This window comes from Vibrio owensii (assembly GCF_002021755.1).
Classification (GTDB): domain Bacteria; phylum Pseudomonadota; class Gammaproteobacteria; order Enterobacterales; family Vibrionaceae; genus Vibrio; species Vibrio owensii.
In genome coordinates, this window is sequence record NZ_CP019960.1 from 1,613,559 (window position 1) to 1,634,276 (window position 20,718).

General features: G+C 45.7%; 20 protein-coding genes and 1 riboswitch. Of the genes, 10 read left to right on the forward strand and 10 right to left on the reverse strand.

Annotation, left to right across the window (positions count from 1 at the left end; genetic code table 11):
• Nucleotides 1–36 precede the first annotated feature (36 nt).
• Nucleotides 37–885 (forward strand): patatin-like phospholipase family protein, encoded by an 849-nt coding sequence (locus tag A9237_RS23680; protein ID WP_078609855.1) that lies wholly within the window; start codon nt 37–39, stop codon nt 883–885.
• A 174-nt stretch (nt 886–1,059) separates the two neighbouring features.
• Here the strand turns inward: A9237_RS23680 and A9237_RS23690 are convergent, their stop codons facing one another.
• Nucleotides 1,060–1,908, reverse strand: coding sequence for a pirin family protein (locus A9237_RS23690; protein ID WP_078609857.1), 849 nt, complete (start codon nt 1,906–1,908; stop codon nt 1,060–1,062).
• 322 nt (nt 1,909–2,230) lie between these two features.
• On the opposite strand from A9237_RS23690, the gene cspE reads away from it, so the two are divergent.
• The 4 genes from cspE (at nt 2,231) to A9237_RS23710 (ending at nt 4,677) form a co-directional block, all read left to right on the forward strand.
• On the forward strand, nt 2,231–2,443 hold the full coding sequence (gene cspE, locus A9237_RS23695; RefSeq protein ID WP_005439099.1) for a transcription antiterminator/RNA stability regulator CspE: 213 nt from the start codon (nt 2,231–2,233) through the stop codon (nt 2,441–2,443).
• A gap of 296 nt (nt 2,444–2,739) precedes the next feature.
• Nucleotides 2,740–2,949, forward strand: a complete 210-nt coding sequence (locus tag A9237_RS27580) for a hypothetical protein (protein WP_005452681.1) — start codon at nt 2,740–2,742, stop codon at nt 2,947–2,949.
• Between the two features lie 62 nt (nt 2,950–3,011).
• Nucleotides 3,012–3,152 carry a hypothetical protein gene (locus A9237_RS23705; protein ID WP_009706263.1) on the forward strand — a complete coding sequence of 47 codons (141 nt, stop codon included), beginning with the start codon at nt 3,012–3,014 and terminating at the stop codon, nt 3,150–3,152.
• A gap of 325 nt (nt 3,153–3,477) precedes the next feature.
• Nucleotides 3,478–3,577, forward strand: a riboswitch (purine riboswitch).
• 95 nt (nt 3,578–3,672) lie between these two features.
• Nucleotides 3,673–4,677, forward strand: coding sequence for an adenosine deaminase (locus tag A9237_RS23710; RefSeq protein ID WP_078609858.1), 1,005 nt, complete (start codon nt 3,673–3,675; stop codon nt 4,675–4,677).
• 76 nt (nt 4,678–4,753) lie between these two features.
• Here A9237_RS23710 and A9237_RS23715 read toward each other — a convergent pair whose 3' ends face one another.
• Nucleotides 4,754–6,388 (reverse strand): sensor domain-containing diguanylate cyclase, encoded by a 1,635-nt coding sequence (locus A9237_RS23715; protein WP_078609859.1) that lies wholly within the window; start codon nt 6,386–6,388, stop codon nt 4,754–4,756.
• A gap of 148 nt (nt 6,389–6,536) precedes the next feature.
• On the reverse strand, nt 6,537–7,466 hold the full coding sequence (locus tag A9237_RS23720; RefSeq protein WP_009706266.1) for a LysR family transcriptional regulator: 930 nt from the start codon (nt 7,464–7,466) through the stop codon (nt 6,537–6,539).
• Nucleotides 7,467–7,634: 168 nt separating this feature from the next.
• Between A9237_RS23720 and A9237_RS23725 the strand changes: the two genes are divergently transcribed.
• The 3 genes from A9237_RS23725 to A9237_RS23735 all read left to right on the forward strand — a co-directional run bounded on the left by A9237_RS23725 (nt 7,635) and on the right by A9237_RS23735 (nt 9,733).
• Nucleotides 7,635–8,129, forward strand: coding sequence for a magnesium transporter (locus tag A9237_RS23725; protein WP_078609860.1), 495 nt, complete (start codon nt 7,635–7,637; stop codon nt 8,127–8,129).
• Between the two features lie 3 nt (nt 8,130–8,132).
• On the forward strand, nt 8,133–9,122 hold the full coding sequence (locus tag A9237_RS23730) for an efflux RND transporter periplasmic adaptor subunit (protein ID WP_038895577.1): 990 nt from the start codon (nt 8,133–8,135) through the stop codon (nt 9,120–9,122).
• 137 nt (nt 9,123–9,259) lie between these two features.
• Entirely contained in the window at nt 9,260–9,733 is a 474-nt protein-coding gene (locus A9237_RS23735) for a peroxiredoxin (RefSeq protein WP_078609861.1), read from the forward strand.
• A gap of 70 nt (nt 9,734–9,803) precedes the next feature.
• On the opposite strand, the gene A9237_RS23740 is transcribed toward A9237_RS23735, so the two are convergent.
• The 4 genes from A9237_RS23740 to A9237_RS23755 form a co-directional block, all read right to left on the reverse strand.
• The gene (locus A9237_RS23740; RefSeq protein WP_078609862.1) at nt 9,804–10,508 is read right to left on the reverse strand and encodes a class I SAM-dependent methyltransferase; all 705 of its coding nucleotides are present in this window, start codon (nt 10,506–10,508) and stop codon (nt 9,804–9,806) included.
• A 198-nt stretch (nt 10,509–10,706) separates the two neighbouring features.
• Complete coding sequence (locus tag A9237_RS23745) at nt 10,707–11,114, reverse strand: SPOR domain-containing protein (protein WP_009706270.1); 408 nt, start codon at nt 11,112–11,114, stop codon at nt 10,707–10,709.
• Nucleotides 11,115–11,282: 168 nt separating this feature from the next.
• Nucleotides 11,283–13,229 (reverse strand): tetratricopeptide repeat-containing diguanylate cyclase, encoded by a 1,947-nt coding sequence (locus A9237_RS23750; protein WP_078609863.1) that lies wholly within the window; start codon nt 13,227–13,229, stop codon nt 11,283–11,285.
• Nucleotides 13,230–13,523: 294 nt separating this feature from the next.
• On the reverse strand, nt 13,524–14,693 hold the full coding sequence (locus A9237_RS23755; RefSeq protein ID WP_005439123.1) for a D-alanyl-D-alanine carboxypeptidase family protein: 1,170 nt from the start codon (nt 14,691–14,693) through the stop codon (nt 13,524–13,526).
• Nucleotides 14,694–15,192: 499 nt separating this feature from the next.
• Between A9237_RS23755 and A9237_RS23760 the strand changes: the two genes are divergently transcribed.
• Nucleotides 15,193–16,800 carry a BCCT family transporter gene (locus A9237_RS23760; protein WP_005439125.1) on the forward strand — a complete coding sequence of 536 codons (1,608 nt, stop codon included), beginning with the start codon at nt 15,193–15,195 and terminating at the stop codon, nt 16,798–16,800.
• Between the two features lie 167 nt (nt 16,801–16,967).
• Here the strand turns inward: A9237_RS23760 and A9237_RS23765 are convergent, their stop codons facing one another.
• The gene (locus A9237_RS23765) at nt 16,968–17,930 is read right to left on the reverse strand and encodes an NAD(P)H-dependent oxidoreductase (protein WP_078609864.1); all 963 of its coding nucleotides are present in this window, start codon (nt 17,928–17,930) and stop codon (nt 16,968–16,970) included.
• A gap of 132 nt (nt 17,931–18,062) precedes the next feature.
• On the opposite strand from A9237_RS23765, the gene A9237_RS23770 reads away from it, so the two are divergent.
• Nucleotides 18,063–18,962 (forward strand): LysR family transcriptional regulator, encoded by a 900-nt coding sequence (locus A9237_RS23770; RefSeq protein ID WP_041056762.1) that lies wholly within the window; start codon nt 18,063–18,065, stop codon nt 18,960–18,962.
• Nucleotides 18,963–19,016: 54 nt separating this feature from the next.
• Here the strand turns inward: A9237_RS23770 and yghU are convergent, their stop codons facing one another.
• Together yghU and A9237_RS23780 are read right to left on the reverse strand one after the other, a co-directional pair.
• The gene (yghU, locus tag A9237_RS23775; RefSeq protein ID WP_078609865.1) at nt 19,017–19,877 is read right to left on the reverse strand and encodes a glutathione-dependent disulfide-bond oxidoreductase; all 861 of its coding nucleotides are present in this window, start codon (nt 19,875–19,877) and stop codon (nt 19,017–19,019) included.
• Between the two features lie 216 nt (nt 19,878–20,093).
• Nucleotides 20,094–20,660 (reverse strand): TetR/AcrR family transcriptional regulator, encoded by a 567-nt coding sequence (locus A9237_RS23780; protein WP_078609866.1) that lies wholly within the window; start codon nt 20,658–20,660, stop codon nt 20,094–20,096.
• Between the last annotated feature and the right edge of the window lie 58 nt (nt 20,661–20,718).

The following is a 20,718-nucleotide window of genomic DNA, read 5'->3' on the forward strand; positions in this document are numbered from 1 at the left end:
AATCCCAAATCAGAATAATCAAAACGGATGGCTAGAATGGAACACGTTGGCTCTCGGGCACTGGTTGTTGAAGGTGGTGCCATGCGCGGGGTATTTTCCTGCGGCATACTCGATCATTTTATAAAGCAAGACTTCTCCCCGTTTGACAGTTTTTGGGGCGTTTCGGCAGGCGCGAGCAACTTAGCCGCATACCTTGCAAAAATGCCGGGAAGGAACCTCAAAATCTATCTTGATTACAGCTTGCGTAAAGAGTTCATATCTCCCACTCAACTGCTGCGTGGCGGTGACATGATGGACTTGGATTGGATGTGGGATATCACGCTTAAAGAACTCGATATAGATAGAGATGTGCTTTCTGCAGATCCCCGTCCTTTCTTTTTAGGGGTCACTCGACAAGACAACGGGCAACCAGAATACCTCACGCCATCTATTCAAATGTTGGCTGAAACTATGAAAGCCAGTAGCGCCCTGCCCATCATGTACCGAAACGGCGTCGCTTTAGATGGTGTGAGATACGTCGATGGCGGCGTAGCGGATGCGATTCCCGTCGCCGAAGCCATTAAACGCGGCGCGACCAGAATCATGGTGCTAAGAAGTCGGCCAGCCAGCTATCGCAAATCCAAACCTAAACTTGAAAAGCTCACTGCGCGCCTATTGAAAGATCACCCTGCTTTGGTCGAGCCGATGCTCACGCGTCATATTCGCTATAACCAGAGTTTGGAATTGATAGAGAATCCACCCGCTGGTGTTGAGATCATTCAAATCTGCCCACCAGAAGGCTTTAAATTAAAACGCTTGAGCCGCTCGCCAGAACCATTGCGCAAAGCTTATGAATTGGGGTTGGAATTTGGCAAGCATGCCATAGCGCGTTGGGAACAGAGCTAAACACCACTTTCAAAACGAAGCAGAATAAAAAAAGCCACACCATGTTAGTGTGGCTGATGCAAATTCGATGGCAGTGGATATCGTCTTTGCTTGCGTATGAGCCCAATGCACGGACTCCAAATCACTTAGGGGTCACCAATCGTGCTAATTCAGTGCGCACGATTGTCGGTCAAACTAATACGTTTCAAACAATCCAGAGCTGTAATCTTGAATCGCTTGTTCAATCTCTTCGATGCTATTCATGACAAACGGACCGTAATGCACGACAGGTTCATCAATTGGCTCGCCGATAAAGAGCAGTACGCCACTGGTGTCATTGGATTGAAGCGTCACCAACTCACCTTTAGAAAGCAGTGCCATTTCTCCCTGCATGACAACGCGCTCTCCAATATTAATGCTGCCTTTATAAGCATAGACCATCATATTGTGATCGTTAGGTGTCATCAGGTTTAACGACGCGCCTTGGTGCGCTTGCCAATCGGCGACCGTCACGGGTACACCAGTTTTACTCAATGGCCCACGAATCACTTCATCATCAATGTTCAGCTCACCAGAAATAACGCGAACTAAGCCATGCGCCTTTGCGCGATGTTCGGTAATGGTTTCCGGTTGGAAGTCGTGATATTGCGCCGGAGTCATCTTGTCTCGCGCTGGTTGATTAATCCAAATTTGGAAACCGTGCAGCTCACCGTCTTCCATTATTGGCATTTCACTATGAATGACGCCTCGACCAGCTGCCATCCATTGCGCACCACCGGAGCGAAGTTCGCCAACATTATCCATGTGGTCACGGTGTTGGAAGTGTCCCGTTAACATGTAAGTCAGCGTTTCAATGCCTCGGTGTGGATGCGGAGGGAACCCGCCTACGTAATCGGCTCTTTGGTCTGATTTCAGTTCATCTACCATCAAGAATGGTGAAAAGCTCGCATTGTTAAAGCCTGCGACACGGCGAATTTTCACGCCGTCACCATCAGCAGTTGCATGTGATGGGATAATCTGACGAATCTCTCTCACTGTACTCATAATCTTGCCTCCCTTTAGGATATGAGTTGATTCTAGAGAGCAAGTACTGAGTTTATGAGGGGGAAAAATTGTTCTACTTCATCAACTTTTTCGAACGAAAAAAAATGAAAAATAAATGTAGCTATTTTTTAAACACCCTGTATAGTGGCGGCTGGCTCTAGAAAAGAGCTGTTAATGCTACATTTAGTTTAAGTTCCCTCTCAGTAACATCCTGAATCTTCGGTTCAGACTCCTGCGTAAAACTTCCTCTTGATTGCACATTCAATAGCTTAAAAAAGATCCATCACAATTCGTACATTATTGTTTAATTTCAGAGGTTTTTATGTCTGGTAAAGTAACTGGTTCAGTAAAATGGTTCAACGAAACTAAAGGTTTTGGTTTCCTAACTCAAGACAACGGCGGCCAAGATGTATTCGTACACTTCAACGCTATCGTTGCTGACGGTTTCAAAACTTTGGCTGAAGGTCAGAAAGTAAGCTTCAACGTAGAAGATGGTAAAAAAGGTCCTCAAGCGACTGAAGTTACTCCTCTATAAGATAGCTTTTCTTGGTGCAGCATTTCCTCGCTGCACCAAACTCTCTCCCCCTTCAAAAATTCCTCAAACTTAATACTCAGCAATCAAATATTGCTCGGTTTTCTGCTGCCTAAAATAAATGGGCTGCACCACTGTATCCATCGTTGGAACAAGTTATCTGTCGTCAGATCACTGTCGCCGTCGTTGGTATGTAAATTACTAAAATTAGGAAAAATTATGTCTAGAAGAACTGGTCGTCAAAGACACTGGTATCAATTATCGAATAAAGAAAAGATCACAAAGAAACAGGAGAATAAATGATAGAGATTGAATTCCGTTTAAAACAACCCGACATCTCTTGGAACGCCAAAATTCATCAACTCAACAGTGATATTTTAAGGCGCCATATATTGCCAAAACTCCAATCTGCTTGCTATCTCATTGATTTTAAATACTGTGAGAAAACCTATTCCGGTGACATTCTGTGTGACTCAGGTTCAAAGCTAGGAAGTTTTATTATTAAATAAATCAGTTTCGTGCATTAATAATTAATGTGGAAATTTAGGAAGAAATTCCCAAGGTGAAAAACATGGCAAATAAAAGCAAGAAGCAAATTGAGCAAGAAAAGAAAGAGTCCGAACAAAACGCTGCTGCGATAAAACAACAAACTCGCCGCCGAATTGAGGACATCATGGAGCAAAGAGAATTTGATAAAATGTTCGAGCTATAAATACATTCCCTTTCATTTCCTTTTCTCTACTCTTCTCAATTTAAAGTATCGATGTGCAAGGTATCGCCACCCCCTCTCTCAGTTCACAATGAGAGCTCACAATGAGCAACGCACAATAAACTCGATATGACTCCCAATGTTTCTCGCATGATGTGATTCAGTATTAGCCACTGAATATTCGACTCAGCCAGGTGTGTGCTGACAACGAAACCATCATGCGATGAAATCGCTCCCTTATCCCTTATCCCTTATCCCTTATCCCTTATCCCTTATCCCAAAGAATTACAATTTACTCACTAGCTCTAGCCAAGCCCCAATTTTTGCGTATAATCGCAACCGTTTGCTTCGTATAACCCCAATGATATGGTTTGGGGGTCTCTACCAGCTCCCGCAAAGTGCTGATTACGAAGAGTCGAGATCACTGTGGATCTTACTCTTTGTAATGGCGTTCGATTTTTCTCAATCTATACCTATTCTTAGAGTAATTGCATCCACGTAAAAGCATAAGAAGAGGTGGAATATGAACGCATTTATTCAAGGTCTTCCAAAGGTAGAGTTACACTTACATATCGAAGGTTCGCTAGAGCCAGAACTGTTGTTTGAGCTTGCACAGCGCAACAACATCGACATTCCATACGAATCACCACAAGCACTGCGCAAGGCGTACGAGTTCGAAGATTTGCAGTCTTTCCTAGATATCTACTATCAAGGTGCTAACGCGCTTCGCACGGAACAAGACTTCTATGATTTGACTTGGGCATACCTAGAGCGCTGCAAAGCCGACAACGTTATCCATACTGAAATCTTCTTTGACCCACAAACCCACACCGACCGTGGCATTGAGTTTGAGACTGTTATCAATGGTATTCACCGAGCAATGCAAGATGGTAACGAGAAGTTAGGTATCACCTCTCAAATCATTGCGTGCTTCTTGCGTCACCTATCGGAAGAGAGCGCGATTGAAACACTGCAATCCATTGTTAAACACAAAGACAAAATCGTCGGTGTTGGTTTGGATTCTTCAGAGCTTGGACATCCGCCAGAGAAGTTCAAACGTGCGTTCCAACAAGCAAAAGAAGCTGGTTTGCTCACCGTGGCACACGCAGGAGAGGAAGGTCCGGCACAAAACATCATCGATTCTGTCGAGATGCTGGGCGTTAGCCGCGTTGACCATGGTGTTCGCTGCGTTGAAGATGCATCCCTAGTCGAAGCGCTTATCGAAAGTAAAATGCCACTCACGGTGTGCCCGTTGTCGAACATCAAGCTTTGCGTGTTTGATGAAATGGAGCAGCACAACATTGTCGATTTGCTGCGTAAAGGTGTCGCGGTAACTATTAACTCGGATGATCCGGCGTACTTTGGTGGTTACATGACGGATAACTTTATGGCGGTCAGTAATGCACACCCGATGACGAAGGCAGAGTTGGCTCAGTTTACGATCAATGCCATTAATGCGAGCTTCATCAGCGAAGCACTTAAAGCCAAATACCGTGCTCACGTCGCTGATTACTTAGCGAATCACTGATTATAAATACGAACCAATAAGGGCTAGCGATCTAGCCCTTATTTTGTTGTTTAGTATACGTAATTCGCTACGCACCTCATGATGCATCTCGCTCGGTTTTAACACAGTTTCTTCCCGCATTTTTCGCAACATAGAGCGCCTTATCCGCTCTTGCGACCAGTTCATCAAAACTGTCTTCTAGCTCTAATGTCGCAATACCCGCACTGAACGTTACTTTCGAAACGGGGCTGAAATCCTCATCCTTAAGCGCCTCTAAACGGCTTTGTGCCCATTGTTGTGCCTTCTCTAAAGATACCTTTGAAGCGACGATGACAAACTCCTCCCCGCCCCAGCGTGCCAGCATTCCTTCTTCCAAAGGGTCTTGAGCGAGAAAGTCAGCAATATGCTTCAATACATCATCCCCAACATCATGCCCATAGGTATCGTTGACCTCTTTGAAGTGGTCGAGGTCGAGCAAAATCAACGACACAGGCCAACTGTGCGCCCTTGCCTTCTGAAGCTGCTCGTGGACTTTGGTGATAAGTGCGCGACGGTTAAACAAGTTAGTGAGCGGATCATGCATCGCCAACCACGTAAGCTTGTGGTTGTTTGCATTGAGCAGATTGACCGAGTACGCCAACTCTTGGTTCGCAGTATTGAGCTCTTGCGTTCTGAGTGCGACTACTTCCTCTAGCTTTCTATTGTGTTGATGGATTTCATCAAAGGTGTTTTTAAAGGCATTGGAAAGCTGGCCGATTTCATCTTTCGAATCGTAGCCAGAAAACGTGGTGTAATGGTTGTTGACTGCGTTTTCTACATCGTACGTCAACTCCAAAATCGGTCTTGTGATGGAATTGGTGAGATAAAACACGATAGGCATAAAGACAACAATCACCACCGATGAAGTAATCGCAACGTCTTCCAGTAGCTCATTGATATCGAGGAAGATATCGGACTCTTCCGTAGTCACGAAGAGCGTCCAATTAGGCAAGGTGTCGATTTTAGCAAAGGTCACGATCTTGGCTTCATTGACCTTCCTGTCGTAGTAATGGCCGTGTCCGACATTTTCCCAATTGGTTTGTACCGCAATGTCCGCAAAGCCTTCAAAACCAACTCGTTCCCCTTCAAAAATATTAGCGTGCAAAATCAGCGAACTGTCGGGGTGGGAAACCACCGTTCCGCTGCTATCAGAGATCCAAGCATAACTGCTGTTGCCTAACTTCACTTTCGACAAACGCTGCGCGAGGTAGTCGACAGAGATAGACACACCGACAATCCCTTTCCAGTTATCCGCTTCGTCATACACGGGCACACCAAGAGCAACAACAGGCGTTTTAACCAGTAAGCCAACGTGTGGTGCCGTGATGTGATAGTCCGCGCTCTTCCATCGAGCGTCTTCTACAAATTCTGGCCACTCAATTTTGACGGTCCTGCCTTTGTGATCAATGAGATTCCAATGCTCATCGACGAAAAGCGTATTAATCACGGACTTCTTAGACATGCTTTTGAGCCATTTAAGCTCTTCGACAATAAAGTCTATATCTCCTTCTTGCACACGTTGGTGACCACTGATGGTTTGCAGTGACGCCACATGTCGTTGCAGTTCTTGACTGATGACGTCTGAATGAAGGTTGGATAATTGGATGGAGTTTTCTAGGGCGACACTAAAGATCCGTTGCCGCTCTTTAAAGTACAACACGGCGAAAAGAATCAGGACGAAACAAATCGTCATTACTGAGTACGTAACGACAAACTTGGTTCTCACACTTCGGAAAGCAAACCCCGTGATATACACAAATGTCCTTATCAAGTGTATGGATATGCATATAGTCTAGTTTGTTAATAAAGAGTCTGCTATGTGGTTTAGCGCAAAAATTGGCTTAAATTGAATGATTTATTACGAATTTCTCAGCAGCTAATAAACACTGCTCGCGTAGCCATTGATGGCTTGGGTCATTAGTGCGAGAGGGGTGCCAATACATCGCCACATCGATCGGATCTTTCATGAACTCAGCTTCAAGCTCTCTGAGGTGATACAAATCTCGATATTGCTCCAGTAAGGTTTGTGGCATCAAAGCAAGGTAATCACAGCGCTGCACCACTGGCAGTATCTCGATAATACTTCCCGCCTGCCATGCCACTTGGCGCTTCCCTAGGATCTGCTCATTCTTGATACCACGACCAATCAAATAACCGTTTTGTTGGTCAAACTGAGAAAGGGTCACATGCTTCTCGTTAAGATACTCTTCTACGCTGATGGTATTGCCTTGTAACCGAGGGTGATCCTCTCGGCACACAACCGTGAGTTTATCGGACATCAAAATCTGTGAACGCAAATGCGGGTGCAAATTGGTCTGAGCTTCAATCACCAAATCGCACTGCTGTGACCTCAGCAAGCTGGTTAAATCCATAGTGAAAAGCGGCTCAATCCGCGTGTTTGCTTTCGGTGCTTTTTCGTTAAGTAAGGCTGAAAGCTCTGGCAGCAAAGTAAAACTGAACACACTGAGTGAAGAGATCACAAAACGCTTATCGCACTCGGCAGGATTAAATCGCGAGTGCTCTGGCAACATATAAGCGATGCTTTCTACCGCTGTTGCTAATGTAGGATAGATATCAATAGCGAAGGCTGTTGGTGCAACGCCGTGGCTTTCGCGAATAAATAACGCATCCTTAAACACCTCACGAAGTCTGACTACCGCTTGACTGACCGCAGATTGACTCACACCCAGACGTTGCGCCGCTTTGGTGTAACTCTTCTCTTCGACAATCGCCACGAAGGTCGGGATAAGACTGTAGTCTGAGTGCTTCATAGATTATGTGTTCTCGAATATTTTCATACTGATATGAGCTTAGCTTATATCATATATAACTCAACTTATGACGTTTTTTCATACAATTTCGCGCATGTGATTACAAAAGACAAAACAATAATCACACGCTCAACGTTTTACCCTCACACATCGACAAAAGGTATAACTATGAACGTCATAAAAGCCATAGGTCGCGTTATCTTTGCGATTTTTATGGTGCTATTAAAGTTCTCACTATTCATGGCTCTCATGCTTGGTGGGGCTTACTTGCTTGCACCCATGGGCACGATCAATTCAAAAGACATTGATATGAGCTTGTTCACCAACACGCCCAACGACACCATGATGGTGATTTTCAACTCCGAATACTTCAGTGGTTATCTGTTCTCTGTCACCATAGCCCTTGCCCTTTTTGTCATCTATTTGCTGTGGCAGATCCATGAAGTTGCGGTTCACCGAGCTCAAGAAAAGAAAAGCTCTCATATCCAATTGGTGTTTGCCCTCTCTTTGTGTGGTTTGTTCCTTCACAAAGCTTGGTGGGTTCTGGCGCTGATCATTGCCTTCGCGAACTGGGAGCACATTGGCAATTCGCTGAGCAACATCATTCGCAATAGCCGTTTGTCGTCTCAACCACAAACACCCACAAAAGTGACGGAGGAATAAGCCATGAAAGAGGTAATGATTCCGTACATTCTGATCATGTGGATTCTGGTCTCAACGGGTGCGATTAAGTGGACATTTAAAAGCGCGTTTTGGATCATCTCTGGCGGTGCATTCATTCTGGTGGTGTTAGGGATACTCTCGCGTCTATGGGCTCCGGTTGATTTGACTTATTCATCGACGGTGAAAGCGCCCCACTCGGTGTTGTCTCCACTGTTTCGCGAGCAGATTGACCATATCTACGTCGACCACAACCAAGAAGTGAAGAAAGGCGATGTGATCTATACGCTCGTCGACACCACCTCTTTGGCTGACGTAGAAAAAATCAAAGCGGGCATTGTTCAGCAAGAAGAAAATGTGGCTCAGTTAAAGCGCGATATTATTCGCGGTAAGACATCACCAGAGATCTTCAAAGGGCGTGATATTGAATACTACGAATCTCAACTTCGCGTTGCAGAAGCGTCGTTGAAGTCTTTGCATGCCGATTTGCAAAAGACCGAGTTTGAACAAAGCCGTAAAACCGTTCGTGCGCCTTTCGACGGTCAAGTTGCGGTGGTGAACGTAGCCGATGGTAGCCGAGTCGGTAACATGCACATCTACGACACGTCACGTAAGTTCTTGGAGATGCGCATACCAGACCAAACCTACCGCTATGTTGAACAGGGTCAGTTTGCTGAGTTCTACGTCGATGCGTATCCGGGTGAAGTGTTCCGAGCTCGCGTTCACAGCATCACGGCGGGTACTGGAGAATCATCAGTTTCGCCATTGCAAGGCCCACAAAGCGTTCGTCAACACGTAGGCGCAAACACCAGTAGCCACGGCCGTACAGTGATTCTGGAAATCTTCGAACCAGAGGGCAAGTCCATCCCAATCGGTGCGACTGGCTCAGCGTGGATTGCGGCAAATAAGCCACACAGCCTGTTTGGCTTCATTGATGTGATTGGCGCAGCAACGGTTCGACTTCACTCTTATAAGTCTTACTTAAACGCGATGTAGAGAATAAACAAACCGCCAACTTAGGCGGTTTGTTTTTATGAAGCCAATTAAGACCTTACATTTCTTCCGTGGTTAGCCCGCGGTTTTAGCGCTAGACTGAGTGAGCTAAATAAAGCATACACAAAAGGAAGAAAATCATGATTCAACAAGGTCAAGCACTGCCTGCTGCAACGCTAAGCGAACTGACTGCAGATGGTATGGTAAATCACCAAGTAACAGAGCTATTTGCAGATAAGAAAGTGGTTCTATTTGCGGTTCCAGGTGCATTTACTCCTACTTGTTCTGAAGCGCATCTGCCAGGTTACGTCGTATTGGCTGACCAACTAAAGGCAAAAGGCGTGGACCTGATTGCTTGTGTATCTGTTAACGATGCATTCGTAATGCAAGCTTGGGGTGAAGCACAAAACGCATCTGAGCTACTAATGCTGGGTGATGGTGACGCAAGCTTTACTAAAGCACTGGGCCTAGAAATGGACACCGGCGGTTTTGGTGGCCTTCGTTCACAACGTTACGCGATGATCATCGACAATGGTGTGGTTACGACACTAAACGTTGAAGAACCAAAGACATTTGAAGCAAGCAAAGCAGAAACCATTCTCGCTGCACTTTAAGCTCAACGCTAAGATCATAAAACGGAAGCCTCTGCGCTTCCGTTTTTTCTATCTGAACTCACGGATTTTACTAGCTCAGCGCCACACATTTAATGAAGATGAAGTTCGGGAACGTCGCCAAACGTTGGTAATGCTCTTGCGAGATTTCACGAATCTTTTCATTCACCTTACCTTCTGAAATCGCCAGCATCGCCATGTTACTGCCCGTAATCGCATCGGTAATGTCTTGCAATGAACGGCGGTAGAATGCCACAGGAACTGGTTCTCCTACTGTATTCCACATATCTTCAACCAACTCTTTATCGTAGTAATTGCCAGAAGCCGAGCATTCAAAATCGGCAAATGGATGATGGGTTGAGAAGACAAACTGGCCACCAGCTTTTAATACTCGCTGAATATCGTTAAATAAGGGACGCAGATCTTCAATGTAATGAACCATCAGCGGGCAAATGACCAAGTCGTACTGTCCGTCCGCCTCTTCCGGTAAACCGAGCGCCAAGTTTTGCGCGTAAGCGGTGACCAAGCTACCAAGCTTTTCTTTTACGATATCTATCATCTCTTGTGCAGCGTCGATGCAGGTTACTGAACTTGCGCCCAGCTCAAGAAGAAGCTGCGCGTAAATACCAGAACCACAACCTAAATCCAGCACCTTTTTGCCTGCCACATCACCGACTAGTTCAAGGGTGTTTGGACGCTCAAAATGCGCGTTGTACAGGTTATCTTGCGCGGCTAAATCGTATTGCTTTGCGTAGGTGGTGTACATTTCTTGCTTCATGGTGACTCCGACAGAAAAAGTGGGATGCGAAGACTAGAAAATACCCGATAACAAGTAAAGTCAAAAGCGCGTTAGAAGCGTGATCTTGCGCGTACATTGAAGAAGATTGGTGACTGGTGGTTCGGTTGAGCCTTTCCAACCGATTGCAAAGGCTCGATGTGTAACAATAAAGCGCTTATTGGAATGAAAGGAACAGCACTAGCGCATGCGCACAACGCTGGTCTCTTGCTTGCGCTGCATCTCAGCAAACGTTAAGACAAACGGGGAAGATTGCTTAACTCGACTTGGTAATGAAGACAGTGCGTTGTAGGCGTCTTGCTTGGTTTTGAAATCCCCAACCGTCACCGTATACCAACGTGTGCCACGGCTGTTTTTCCAGTTTACCCACACCGGATGTTTAGGGTCGATGTAGCGAATGTACTCTTTGACATCCTTTTCTTTCTTTAAGGCCAGCACTTGCATGGTGTAGTGATTTGGGTTGAGGTAGCCATAAGCATCTTGCGATGACATCACACCCACACACTGCCCTGTTTCCATTGGTTGATGCTGCGGCATCACACAACCAGTAAGTGACATAGCCAAAGTCAAAGATAGAATCTTGCGCACGCGTAACTCCGTTTTTTGTTCTGAATGGTTCTCTTGAAGAGTGCTCTACATTGAGTAGGCGACCACCGGCTCCAAAACATGAAACACAAAATAAAAACGGCAGATTGACCGTATCAATCTGCCGTTTCGTTCTCTGTGTTTTATCTATTTTCAGCGCAATTCTTAAGGCTACTGAGCCGCCTGTGGTTCTGGAAACACCACTTGATCCTTGCCATTACGTTTTGCCTCGTAGAGACTTTTATCTGCTCGGCGGAAGTATTCATCGTTGTAGGTGAAGGTTTCGATTAACCCGCCGTGACTGACACCAATAGACGTAGTGACATTCAAACTCGCTTCTTCTGTCTCAAACGAAACATCCCCAATGTGTTGGCGCATTTCCTCAAGACGCTTGGCCAGATCCTCAGTGGTTTTCAACAACATTAAGAACTCTTCCCCACCCCAACGAATCAGTAACTCTTGAGATTGAACATGAACTCTTAAACGTTCAGCAAAACCTTCTAGAATTCGATCTCCCGTTTCGTGTCCATACACATCGTTTACCTGTTTAAAGTTGTCGATATCAAACAACACCACTCGGTATTCCGCTTTGGCATCAAGGTGCTCAGGATGATCAATCTGCGCGTAGTAATAGCGTCGGTTGTGTAATTGAGTCAAAGGGTCGAGCAACGAGAGCTGCTCCAATTCTTGGTTTTTGCGCTGCGTGGCTAGCACTTTCGTCACTGTCAGCGCCAGTACCACTGCTGAAATCGCAATCCAGATAATCGCAATCTGAAAGCGCAGTTTTTCTTGGTCCAATTCAGATTCCGCCAAGCGCTTTTCGACTTCCAACAAATCTCTTTCCCGTTGAATATGCTCTGTCGCAAACGCCTGTTCTAAGTCATACACTTTGCCCAGCAACTGCTTTTTGCTGTCGACGGAAAAGTGTTTAAACGAGCTCAGCGCTTGTTGGTATTCACCCAATTGTTCAAATATCTTCGCCTTTTGTTCTTCTACTCGAATCAACCAGCGTTGATGCTCGATTGAGCGAAAAGCCGCAGCGCTTAAAGCTGCACTCTGCATGGCTTTGTCTAAATCTCCCATCGCCAATTGGCATTTGGACATGATCAGATAACATTGGCCATATTCAATCGGATAATCCGCCGCTGAAGGCAACATCACACATTGTTGAGTCGTTTCCAGCGCTTTCGGATATTGCTCTTCCAACAGCAACATATCTGCTTTGCCTTTCAGCTGAATAAGGTGATGGCGCAGATTGGTTGACGTAGGTTTGTAGAACTCTTGTGACTTCTCATACGCTGTGCGAGCCAATTCGGCTTTACCTTGTCGATTGTAGATATGTGCCTCATTGAGATACATGATCTGCAACCCTCTGGCTTTGTGCCCTTTGGCATGGCGCTTGAGGTAAATTTGCTGCGCTTTTTGAATGAACTCTAATGCTCTATCCCAGCTTTCGATGTGCAGATAAAGCAGACCAAGGTTATTGTAAATCGTACCTTTGTAAGCCTCTTGCCCAACTTGTTCGGCGATATCAATGCCATCAAGGAAGTAACGTTGGGCATCCACCAGCTGGTTTGTCGCATTACTCAACGCGCCCGCGACGTTATAAAACTTGGGCAAAAGCGAGTTGAGGTGCTCTTTCTCAGCTATTTCGATAGCGAGTTTTATTTCGCTCAAGCCCACATCATTTCGGCCGTGCAAGGTGTGCTCTTTCGCACTGTCTGCTAGCAACACGGCATCAAGCCATGGTTGATCGCTCTCTCGGGCAATGGCTTGAAGTTGCTGAAGGTAGTCGGCCGCCAATAGAGGCTCATCATTCACACGAGCCAATCGATATTGCTGATACAAGGCATAGGAGGTTTCGAGCTCAGACGAAAAGGCATTCCCGACCGCTTCCAACGCTTGTTGCGCACTTTCAGGATCACTGTAAATAAGCGAACTCACATCGAGTAGCGCTTGTCCTTGAGCTGTTTTAGCAAGCAAAATTTGAGGATCTTGACTGGCAGTTTGTTTGATATGTTCACTTGGCGAATCCTTACGCCAGTAATCGTGCAAAGCGAAAGCGACCACTACCCAAAGCAGCGCCGCTAACAAGGTGACAACATAGCTTTTTCTCACGAAGTATTACGTTCCATCTCGATTGTATTTAGATTTTTCTTTTTAGAAGCATCTGATTTATAAGAAAACCGTAGCATTAATCAAATGCATTCCCAAGCATGCATAAGAATCGATATTTATATGAATGTCACGTTTCAGCGCATGGTTAGGCAAATGCTCTAATGGCAAGTTTTATTGCCATTTGTGTATGTTCTTCTGTGAAGTCAGAAGGAGAAAGGGCTGAGCTTGAGAGAAAAATGAAAAAGCCGCACCTGAAACTCAGATGCGGCTTAATTAGAATGGGATTAAGAGAAGTTAGAACCAGCTCGCAACCAAACGTTTGAACCAATCCATTAGGCGCTTAAAGATGCCGCCTTCTTCAACAGGTTCCAGCGCAACCAATTCCGCTTCTTTGACTACGTCGCCATCGACTTTGTACAACACTTTGCCGACAACTTGGTCTTGCTGAATTGGAGCCATTAGGTCGCCATTGTATTCCACTTCGGCTTCCAGCTTGTTCACATCACCTTTTGGCAACGTTAGGTAGATATCACGATCAACACCGACTTTTAGTTCGTCTTGATTACCCATCCAAACGCGTGCCGTTGCTACTTCTTTACCTGCTTGTGTTGGTACAACGGTATCGAAGAAACGGAAACCGTAGCTCAGAAGCTGTTTACTCTCTGACTCACGCACGCTAGGGCTTTTCGCACCCATCACAACCGCGACTAAACGCATGTCACCGTTGGTTGCTGAAGTCGCGAGACTGTAACCCGCACCGCTGGTGTAACCCGTCTTCATGCCGTCAACGCTCATGCTTCGGTCACGTAGCAAGCCGTTACGGTTGTATTGAGTGATGCCGTTGTAGGTAAACGAAGTCTCGCTGTACAACGGGTAGATATCAGGAAGATCACGGATAATCGCACGGCCTAGCGTTGCAATGTCACGCGGCGTTGAATACAGACCATCGCTATCCAAACCATGTGGGTTGGTAAATGCAGAGTTTGATAGACCAAGTTGGTTCGCCCAGCTGTTCATCAAACCAACAAAGCCCGCTTCACTACCTGCAACGTGTTCTGCGATAGCGACACTGGCGTCGTTACCCGATTGAACAATCAATCCACGGTAAAGATCCGACAGTGAAACCGACGTACCGACTTCGATAAACATCTTGGAAGAATCAGGGAAATTTTTCGCCCACGCGTTGCGGCTGATCACCACTTCATCGTCTAGGCTAATGTTGCCAGACTTGACCTCTTGACCCGCAACATAAGCGGTCATCAGCTTAGTCAAACTTGCCGGGTTTAGGCGTTTGTCGGCATCACGTTCCACTAGCACGGTGCCAGTGTGGTAATCCATTAATACGTAGCCACGAGAGCTCAGCTCTGGGGCATTTGGAACAACGGTAGGAGCAGCAAAACTAAACGCAGAAACAGCAGTCAAGGTGGTCGCTAACGTAGCATTGAATAAAGTGTTTTTTCTCATAGCAGCATTCTGTGGCTTACAACTTACAAACTAAGTCGAGTATATGGAAACGCTGTTCAGTTACAGCACCTCTGTTACGATTGGTTACGTTTACTCGATATTTGTCGAAAAGAATGCGAAGTTCGTTGGAATTTGTGCTTATTCGTTAACCAATCCCTTGAAATCATGAATTTTGATTAGCCCTAGTTCAGCGCTTGCGTTCTTTGGAGCCTTACCAACCTTTACTCACGTGTCACGTTGCTACTTTTGGTCAAACAATCTTCTCCAACACCAAGCGAATATTTACACATCAAAACATTACACCTCATTGCATTTTTCACTAAAAACCTGACTTAAAACCAGTTTAAAAGCCTTAAAACCCTATCGATTTGCAATGTTTTACACAAAACATTATGATCGTGTCGCATTTTTTAATTAGAACTCAAAACAATCGGAGGGCGGTTTTAGTGTTTTTCTTGTTCAGGAAAGACACATTTAAAAAAGCGTACATGTTGTATTTATGGATAATGCACTAAAAAAATATAGTATCGACACTACCGACTATCAGGTTGGTCAAGATAACGTTCAAAAATGGGGATTTGATATCCACAATCCAGTATTTGGGATTAGTGCTGGTCTTGTTCTTCTCTGTCTTGCTTCTCTTTTAATTGTTGATCCTTCAACAGCCCGTGATGCCTTAAACGGCGTTAAGAACAGCATCATTTCTGACTTCGATGTGTTCTTCATGTGGTCTACCAACTTCTTCATCGTATTTGCTATTGCAGTCTTACTTTCACCGCTGGGTAAAATCCGCATTGGTGGTAAAGACGCGCAAGCAGAACACTCAACAGCTTCTTGGTTATCTATGCTGTTCGCAGCGGGTATGGGTATCGGTCTGCTATTTTGGAGTGTTTCGGAGCCAACGGCTTATTTCACTGATTGGTACGGCACACCACTGAACGTAGAACCTTACACCGAGGAAGCAAAATCACTCGCTATGGGTGCAACCATGTTCCACTGGGGCATTCACGGTTGGGCGATTTACGCCATCGTTGCACTTTCACTGGCCTTCTTTGCCTTCAATAAAGGCTTACCACTTTCTTTGCGCTCTGCGTTCTACCCACTATTTGGTGATAGAGCTTGGGGCTGGTTAGGTCACGTAATCGACATTCTTGCGGTACTTTCAACCCTGTTTGGTCTAGCGACTTCGCTTGGCTTGGGTGCACAGCAAGCCACCAGCGGCATCAACCACGTATTTGGTTTGGATGGCGGTATTGGCATGCAAATGATCGTTATTGCGTTCGTGACCTTTATTGCGGTTCTTTCTGTCGTTCGAGGCATCGACGGCGGTGTTAAGCTATTGAGTAACATCAACATGGCAGTGGCATTTGCCCTACTGGCTTTCGTGTTGTTTATTAGCTTTGATGTAGCGACAACCTCAATCTGGGATACAACCGTCGCTTACGCAAAAGACATCTTCGCACTAAGTAACCCACATGGTCGTGATGATACGGAATGGATGCACGGCTGGACTGTGTTTTACTGGGCATGGTGGGTATCTTGGTCACCATTCGTTGGTATGTTTATCGCACGTGTTTCGAAAGGTCGTACCGTTCGTGAATTCCTATTTGCCGTTATCGTTATTCCAACCACTGTGACACTGATTTGGATGGCGGTATTTGGCGGTATCGCACTTGACCAAGTCGTCAATAAAGTAGGTGAATTGGGTGCGAACGGCCTGACAGATATCTCGTTAACGCTGTTCCACGTTTACGATGCAATGCCGTTTAGCTCTGTGATTTCTGTTCTGTCTATCGTTCTGATTTTAGTGTTCTTTATCACTTCATCAGACTCAGGTTCATTGGTTATCGATAGCATCACGGCTGGCGGTAAAATTGATGCACCTGTACCACAGCGTATTTTCTGGGCATGTATTGAAGGCTCTATCGCCGCGGTTATGCTTTGGATCGGTGGTAAAGAAGCACTGCAAGCGCTTCAATCCGGCGTCGTGGCAACAGGCTTGCCATTCACCTTTGTTCTATTGCTGATGTGTGTCAGTTTGATCAAAGGTTTGAGATCAGAATTGCCTGCTTATCAAAACACCGCACAGAAACAATCTGTAGCCTAGTAAAAGCGGTAGAGCATAAAGATGAGAAACGAGCGTCCATTTGGCGCTCGTTTTTTACGCGTCATCGCGTTGTATTGCGAGCCAGTAAGTTAAGTTCTTACACATAAAAAAGCCCCAAGCGCAAAGGCTTGGGGCAAATAAAGCAATGAGTTATTGGTCAAGGGTAACTAACTCACCACTGGAACAACGTTGTATTCATGAATTGTGATGGAGCCTGATTCCTCAATCGAAACTTGCCACGTCTCGTTAACGGTTAGATTAACGACTTCACCTTTCATCATCGAATCTTCATAACTGTCTGCTGTTAATCGAATACGCAGTTCCACTTGGAAACGATCACCATTTGGTTTCACTTCGATCTGCTGAACGTCGTGATCGCAGTTTGGTTTGAAGGTCGCACGAGCAATCGCGTACCAATCTCGGAAACCGTCATGCCCTAAGAATTCTCCCTCTGGCATCGACCACTTCACGTCTTGTGCTAGCTTGTCGGTAAAGAACTCTGTGTCTTCTTCCAGTACATCGAACTTGGCAAACCACTCTGCAACAAACTTCTGCATACGACTTTCTGGTGAAGCCGTGATCTCTTCAATCTGCGCCAACAAACGGCTCGCATGATCTTTTGCACGCGCTTGCACCTCTTCCAATTTGTTGTACACATTTGGGATATAAACCATGCGGTGCGTGTAAATTGGCTTACGGTAGTTCATTCCTGCCAAGTAAGCGGTTTGTTGGAATGGGTAAACAAACTGCTCAATAGTAAAGTGGTTGTAGCCAAGTGGATCGTAAGACTCTTCAGGGCCACCTACCGTAAAGGAAAGAATGAAATCTTTGCCTTTCAACTTGTCGCCTTCTGGGCCGTAAGCGAAGTTGAAATTGAATACATCATCCACCCACTTTTTCAGCAAGGCTGGCGACGAGTACCAGTAGAATGGAAATTGAAGCACAACCACATCCGCACTCACGAGCGCCGCTTGCTCTGCTTCAACATCAATTTGATAGTTCGGGTACAGAGTATCTAGGCGGCGAACTTCAACATCATTCAGTCCCGCTTTTAGCTCGTCTATGATAACGGTGTTTGTGTATGACTCATCTAGGTTTGGGTGACCTGAAATTACCAGTACTTTGCTCATCGTGATTCCTCTGTTTCGAAGCGTTAACCGATGAGTAGAGAATACGCCGAAGTGACCTTTAGTTTTAGACGCTCTTTACTTAAATCATTATTAGGTAGAAACTAAAGATAAACACATCACTCGGGAAAAGGCATGAACGGCACGACCTACAACCAATTAATGATGTTCCATACCATTGCGCAAGAAGGCAGCATCACCGCCGCAGCACGTAAATTAGAGATCGCCCCACCCTCGGTGAGCCAAGCGTTAAAAATGCTAGAAGAGCAACTCGGCTTGCCTCTGTTTACGCGTACCACTCGCCGCATTGAGTTAACAGAAGCGGGACAGTTGCTCTATGAGCGCACGCTCGCCTCGATGTCAGAGTTAAACCTTGCTGTCGAAAGTGTCAGCGATTTGAGCCGAGTTCCTTCGGGTAAAGTCCGTATTACCGTGCCTCGATTTGTGTATCAATCGCTACTCAAACCCATCTACATTGAGTTCTGCCAACGTTACCCAAGCATTCAATTGGAGATTTCCGTTTCAGACAAAGCCATCGACATCATTCGTGACGGCTTTGATATGGGTATCCGCTTTGGTGACCGAGTAGAAGAAGGCATGATCGCACGCCAACTAACACTCCCAGTGAAAGAAGCGTTATTCGCCTCACCGGGCTACGTTGAGCAATATGGCTTACCCAAAACACCCGATGATTTGAAGCAACACAAGCTGATTCAGTACCGATTTATTTCGTCGAATCAAGTCGCTCCACTGAATCTAAATAATCAAGGCGAGACCATTACCGTCAACATGCCAACTGCCCTCATTGTGAATGATACGGATGTGATGATAGATGCTGCGCACAACGGCTTGGGGATTGGGCGTATCGTGACGCCAATGGTCGAAGAAGGCTTTAAGAAAGGTGAAATCGTGCCTGTGCTTGAGGAATACTGGCAGCCCTACTCGGGTTTGTATGTCTACTTTCACAAGAATACTCAAAAGGCAAAGCGCGTCCGCGTACTCATCGACTTCTTACTTGAGAAAGCTGAGCTTTGATACAACAAAAAAGGAATGCCGAAGCATTCCTTTTAACTCATTCAGAAAGGGCAATTATTCAGGCTTTTTTGCTAGCGCCGCATCGATATCTGCTGCGCTATGACGCTCTGCCACTTGCTCCCACTCTTCACCCCATGCGCGGTTAACAATGCGACCACGTTTTACCGCTTCACGCTCATCAATCGCTTTCGCCCAACGCATAACGTTTTTGTAGCTTGCTACGTCTAGGAATTCAGCCGCATCGTAAGCACGACCCAATACAAGGTTGCCGTACCAAGGCCAAGTTGCGATATCAGCAATGCTGTACTCATCGCCACCTAGGAATTCATTGTTTGCAAGACGCTTGTCGAGTACATCTAGCTGACGTTTTGTTTCCATCGTGAAGCGGTTGATTGGGTATTCGAACTTCTCTGGTGCGTACGCGTAGAAGTGACCAAAGCCACCGCCTAGGTATGGCGCAGAGCCTTGAAGCCAGAACAACCAGTTCATTACCTCGGCACGTTTCGCGCCTTCTGTTGGTAGGAAGTGACCAAACTTCTCTGCTAGGTAAAACAAGATGTTACCAGATTCGAACACGTTCACTGGCTCGGCACCTGAACGGTCTACCAACGCAGGAATCTTTGAGTTCGGGTTAACTGACACAAAGCCAGAACCAAACTGGTCGCCATCGCCAATCTTAATCAGGTATGCATCGTATTCTGCTGCCGTTACGCCTGCTGCCAAAAGCTCTTCAAACATGATCGTCACTTTCTGACCATTTGGTGTACCCATTGAGTAGAGTTGGAATGGGTGCTCACCAATTGGAAGCTCTTGCTCATGACGTGCGCCAGAATCCGGACGGTTGATGCTCGCCCACTGACCGCCGTTTTCATTATCGTTTGTCCAAACTTTTGGTGGAATGTATTCGTTAGTCATTGTTATCCCTTATTGTGTTTGAATGCATCTTCAAACTGACGGCTTTTGCGCGCCAGCAAGCATTATTAAAATCACCACTTCGCCAACTGCGATTGGGCATACTCAAGATATTAGGTCGAATTCGCCAAATAAAAGTCCTGCAATCTCTTTTAGTTAGAACCTTTGGTTATGGGAATTTCTTTCACGCTATAAGTAAAAAGTACACGTTAATGTGAACTAGGTTCGAGATGCTAGTAACGAAGAACAGATCAGATTCAACGGCCCATCCATCATCTCCGTCTGAATCAAACTCGTATCGTGGCAACAACTGATCGAGAACGCGAACCCGTGTAGGTAATCTGCCAATAGATCCAAACTGTCTTTCTCCACTTGCGGAGACAATACCAAAGGCTGAACAATGATTTGATAGCGCTCAGTAAACACTTGAGCAGGGCCATGAGATGTCATGCTCAGCATAGTTTGCAATAACCCGTTGTACTCACGCAGCAGTTCAATGTAGCTAACACACAAGTTTTTGAGTTCGCCTTGCCAATCTTCATTCACTTTCGGTTGATAAATTTCCTCCACCAGCGATGTGGTCAACGCTTCAAGCAACGCATTCTTGTTTTTGAAGTAGTGATAGATCGCCATAGGATCCACATTTAGTTGCGTCGCTAACGAGCGAATGCTTGGTACCTTGCCATCCTTTTTCATCAATAACTTAGCTGAATCTAGGATGCTTTCTGCGCTTAACTGCGACTGCTTAGCGGCTGGTCTCCCGCGTTTCTTTTCGTTGACAGACATTTGATCTTCCCGATAAACTTAGAGTTATTCTACATTGTAGAATTAATTCTAAACCATA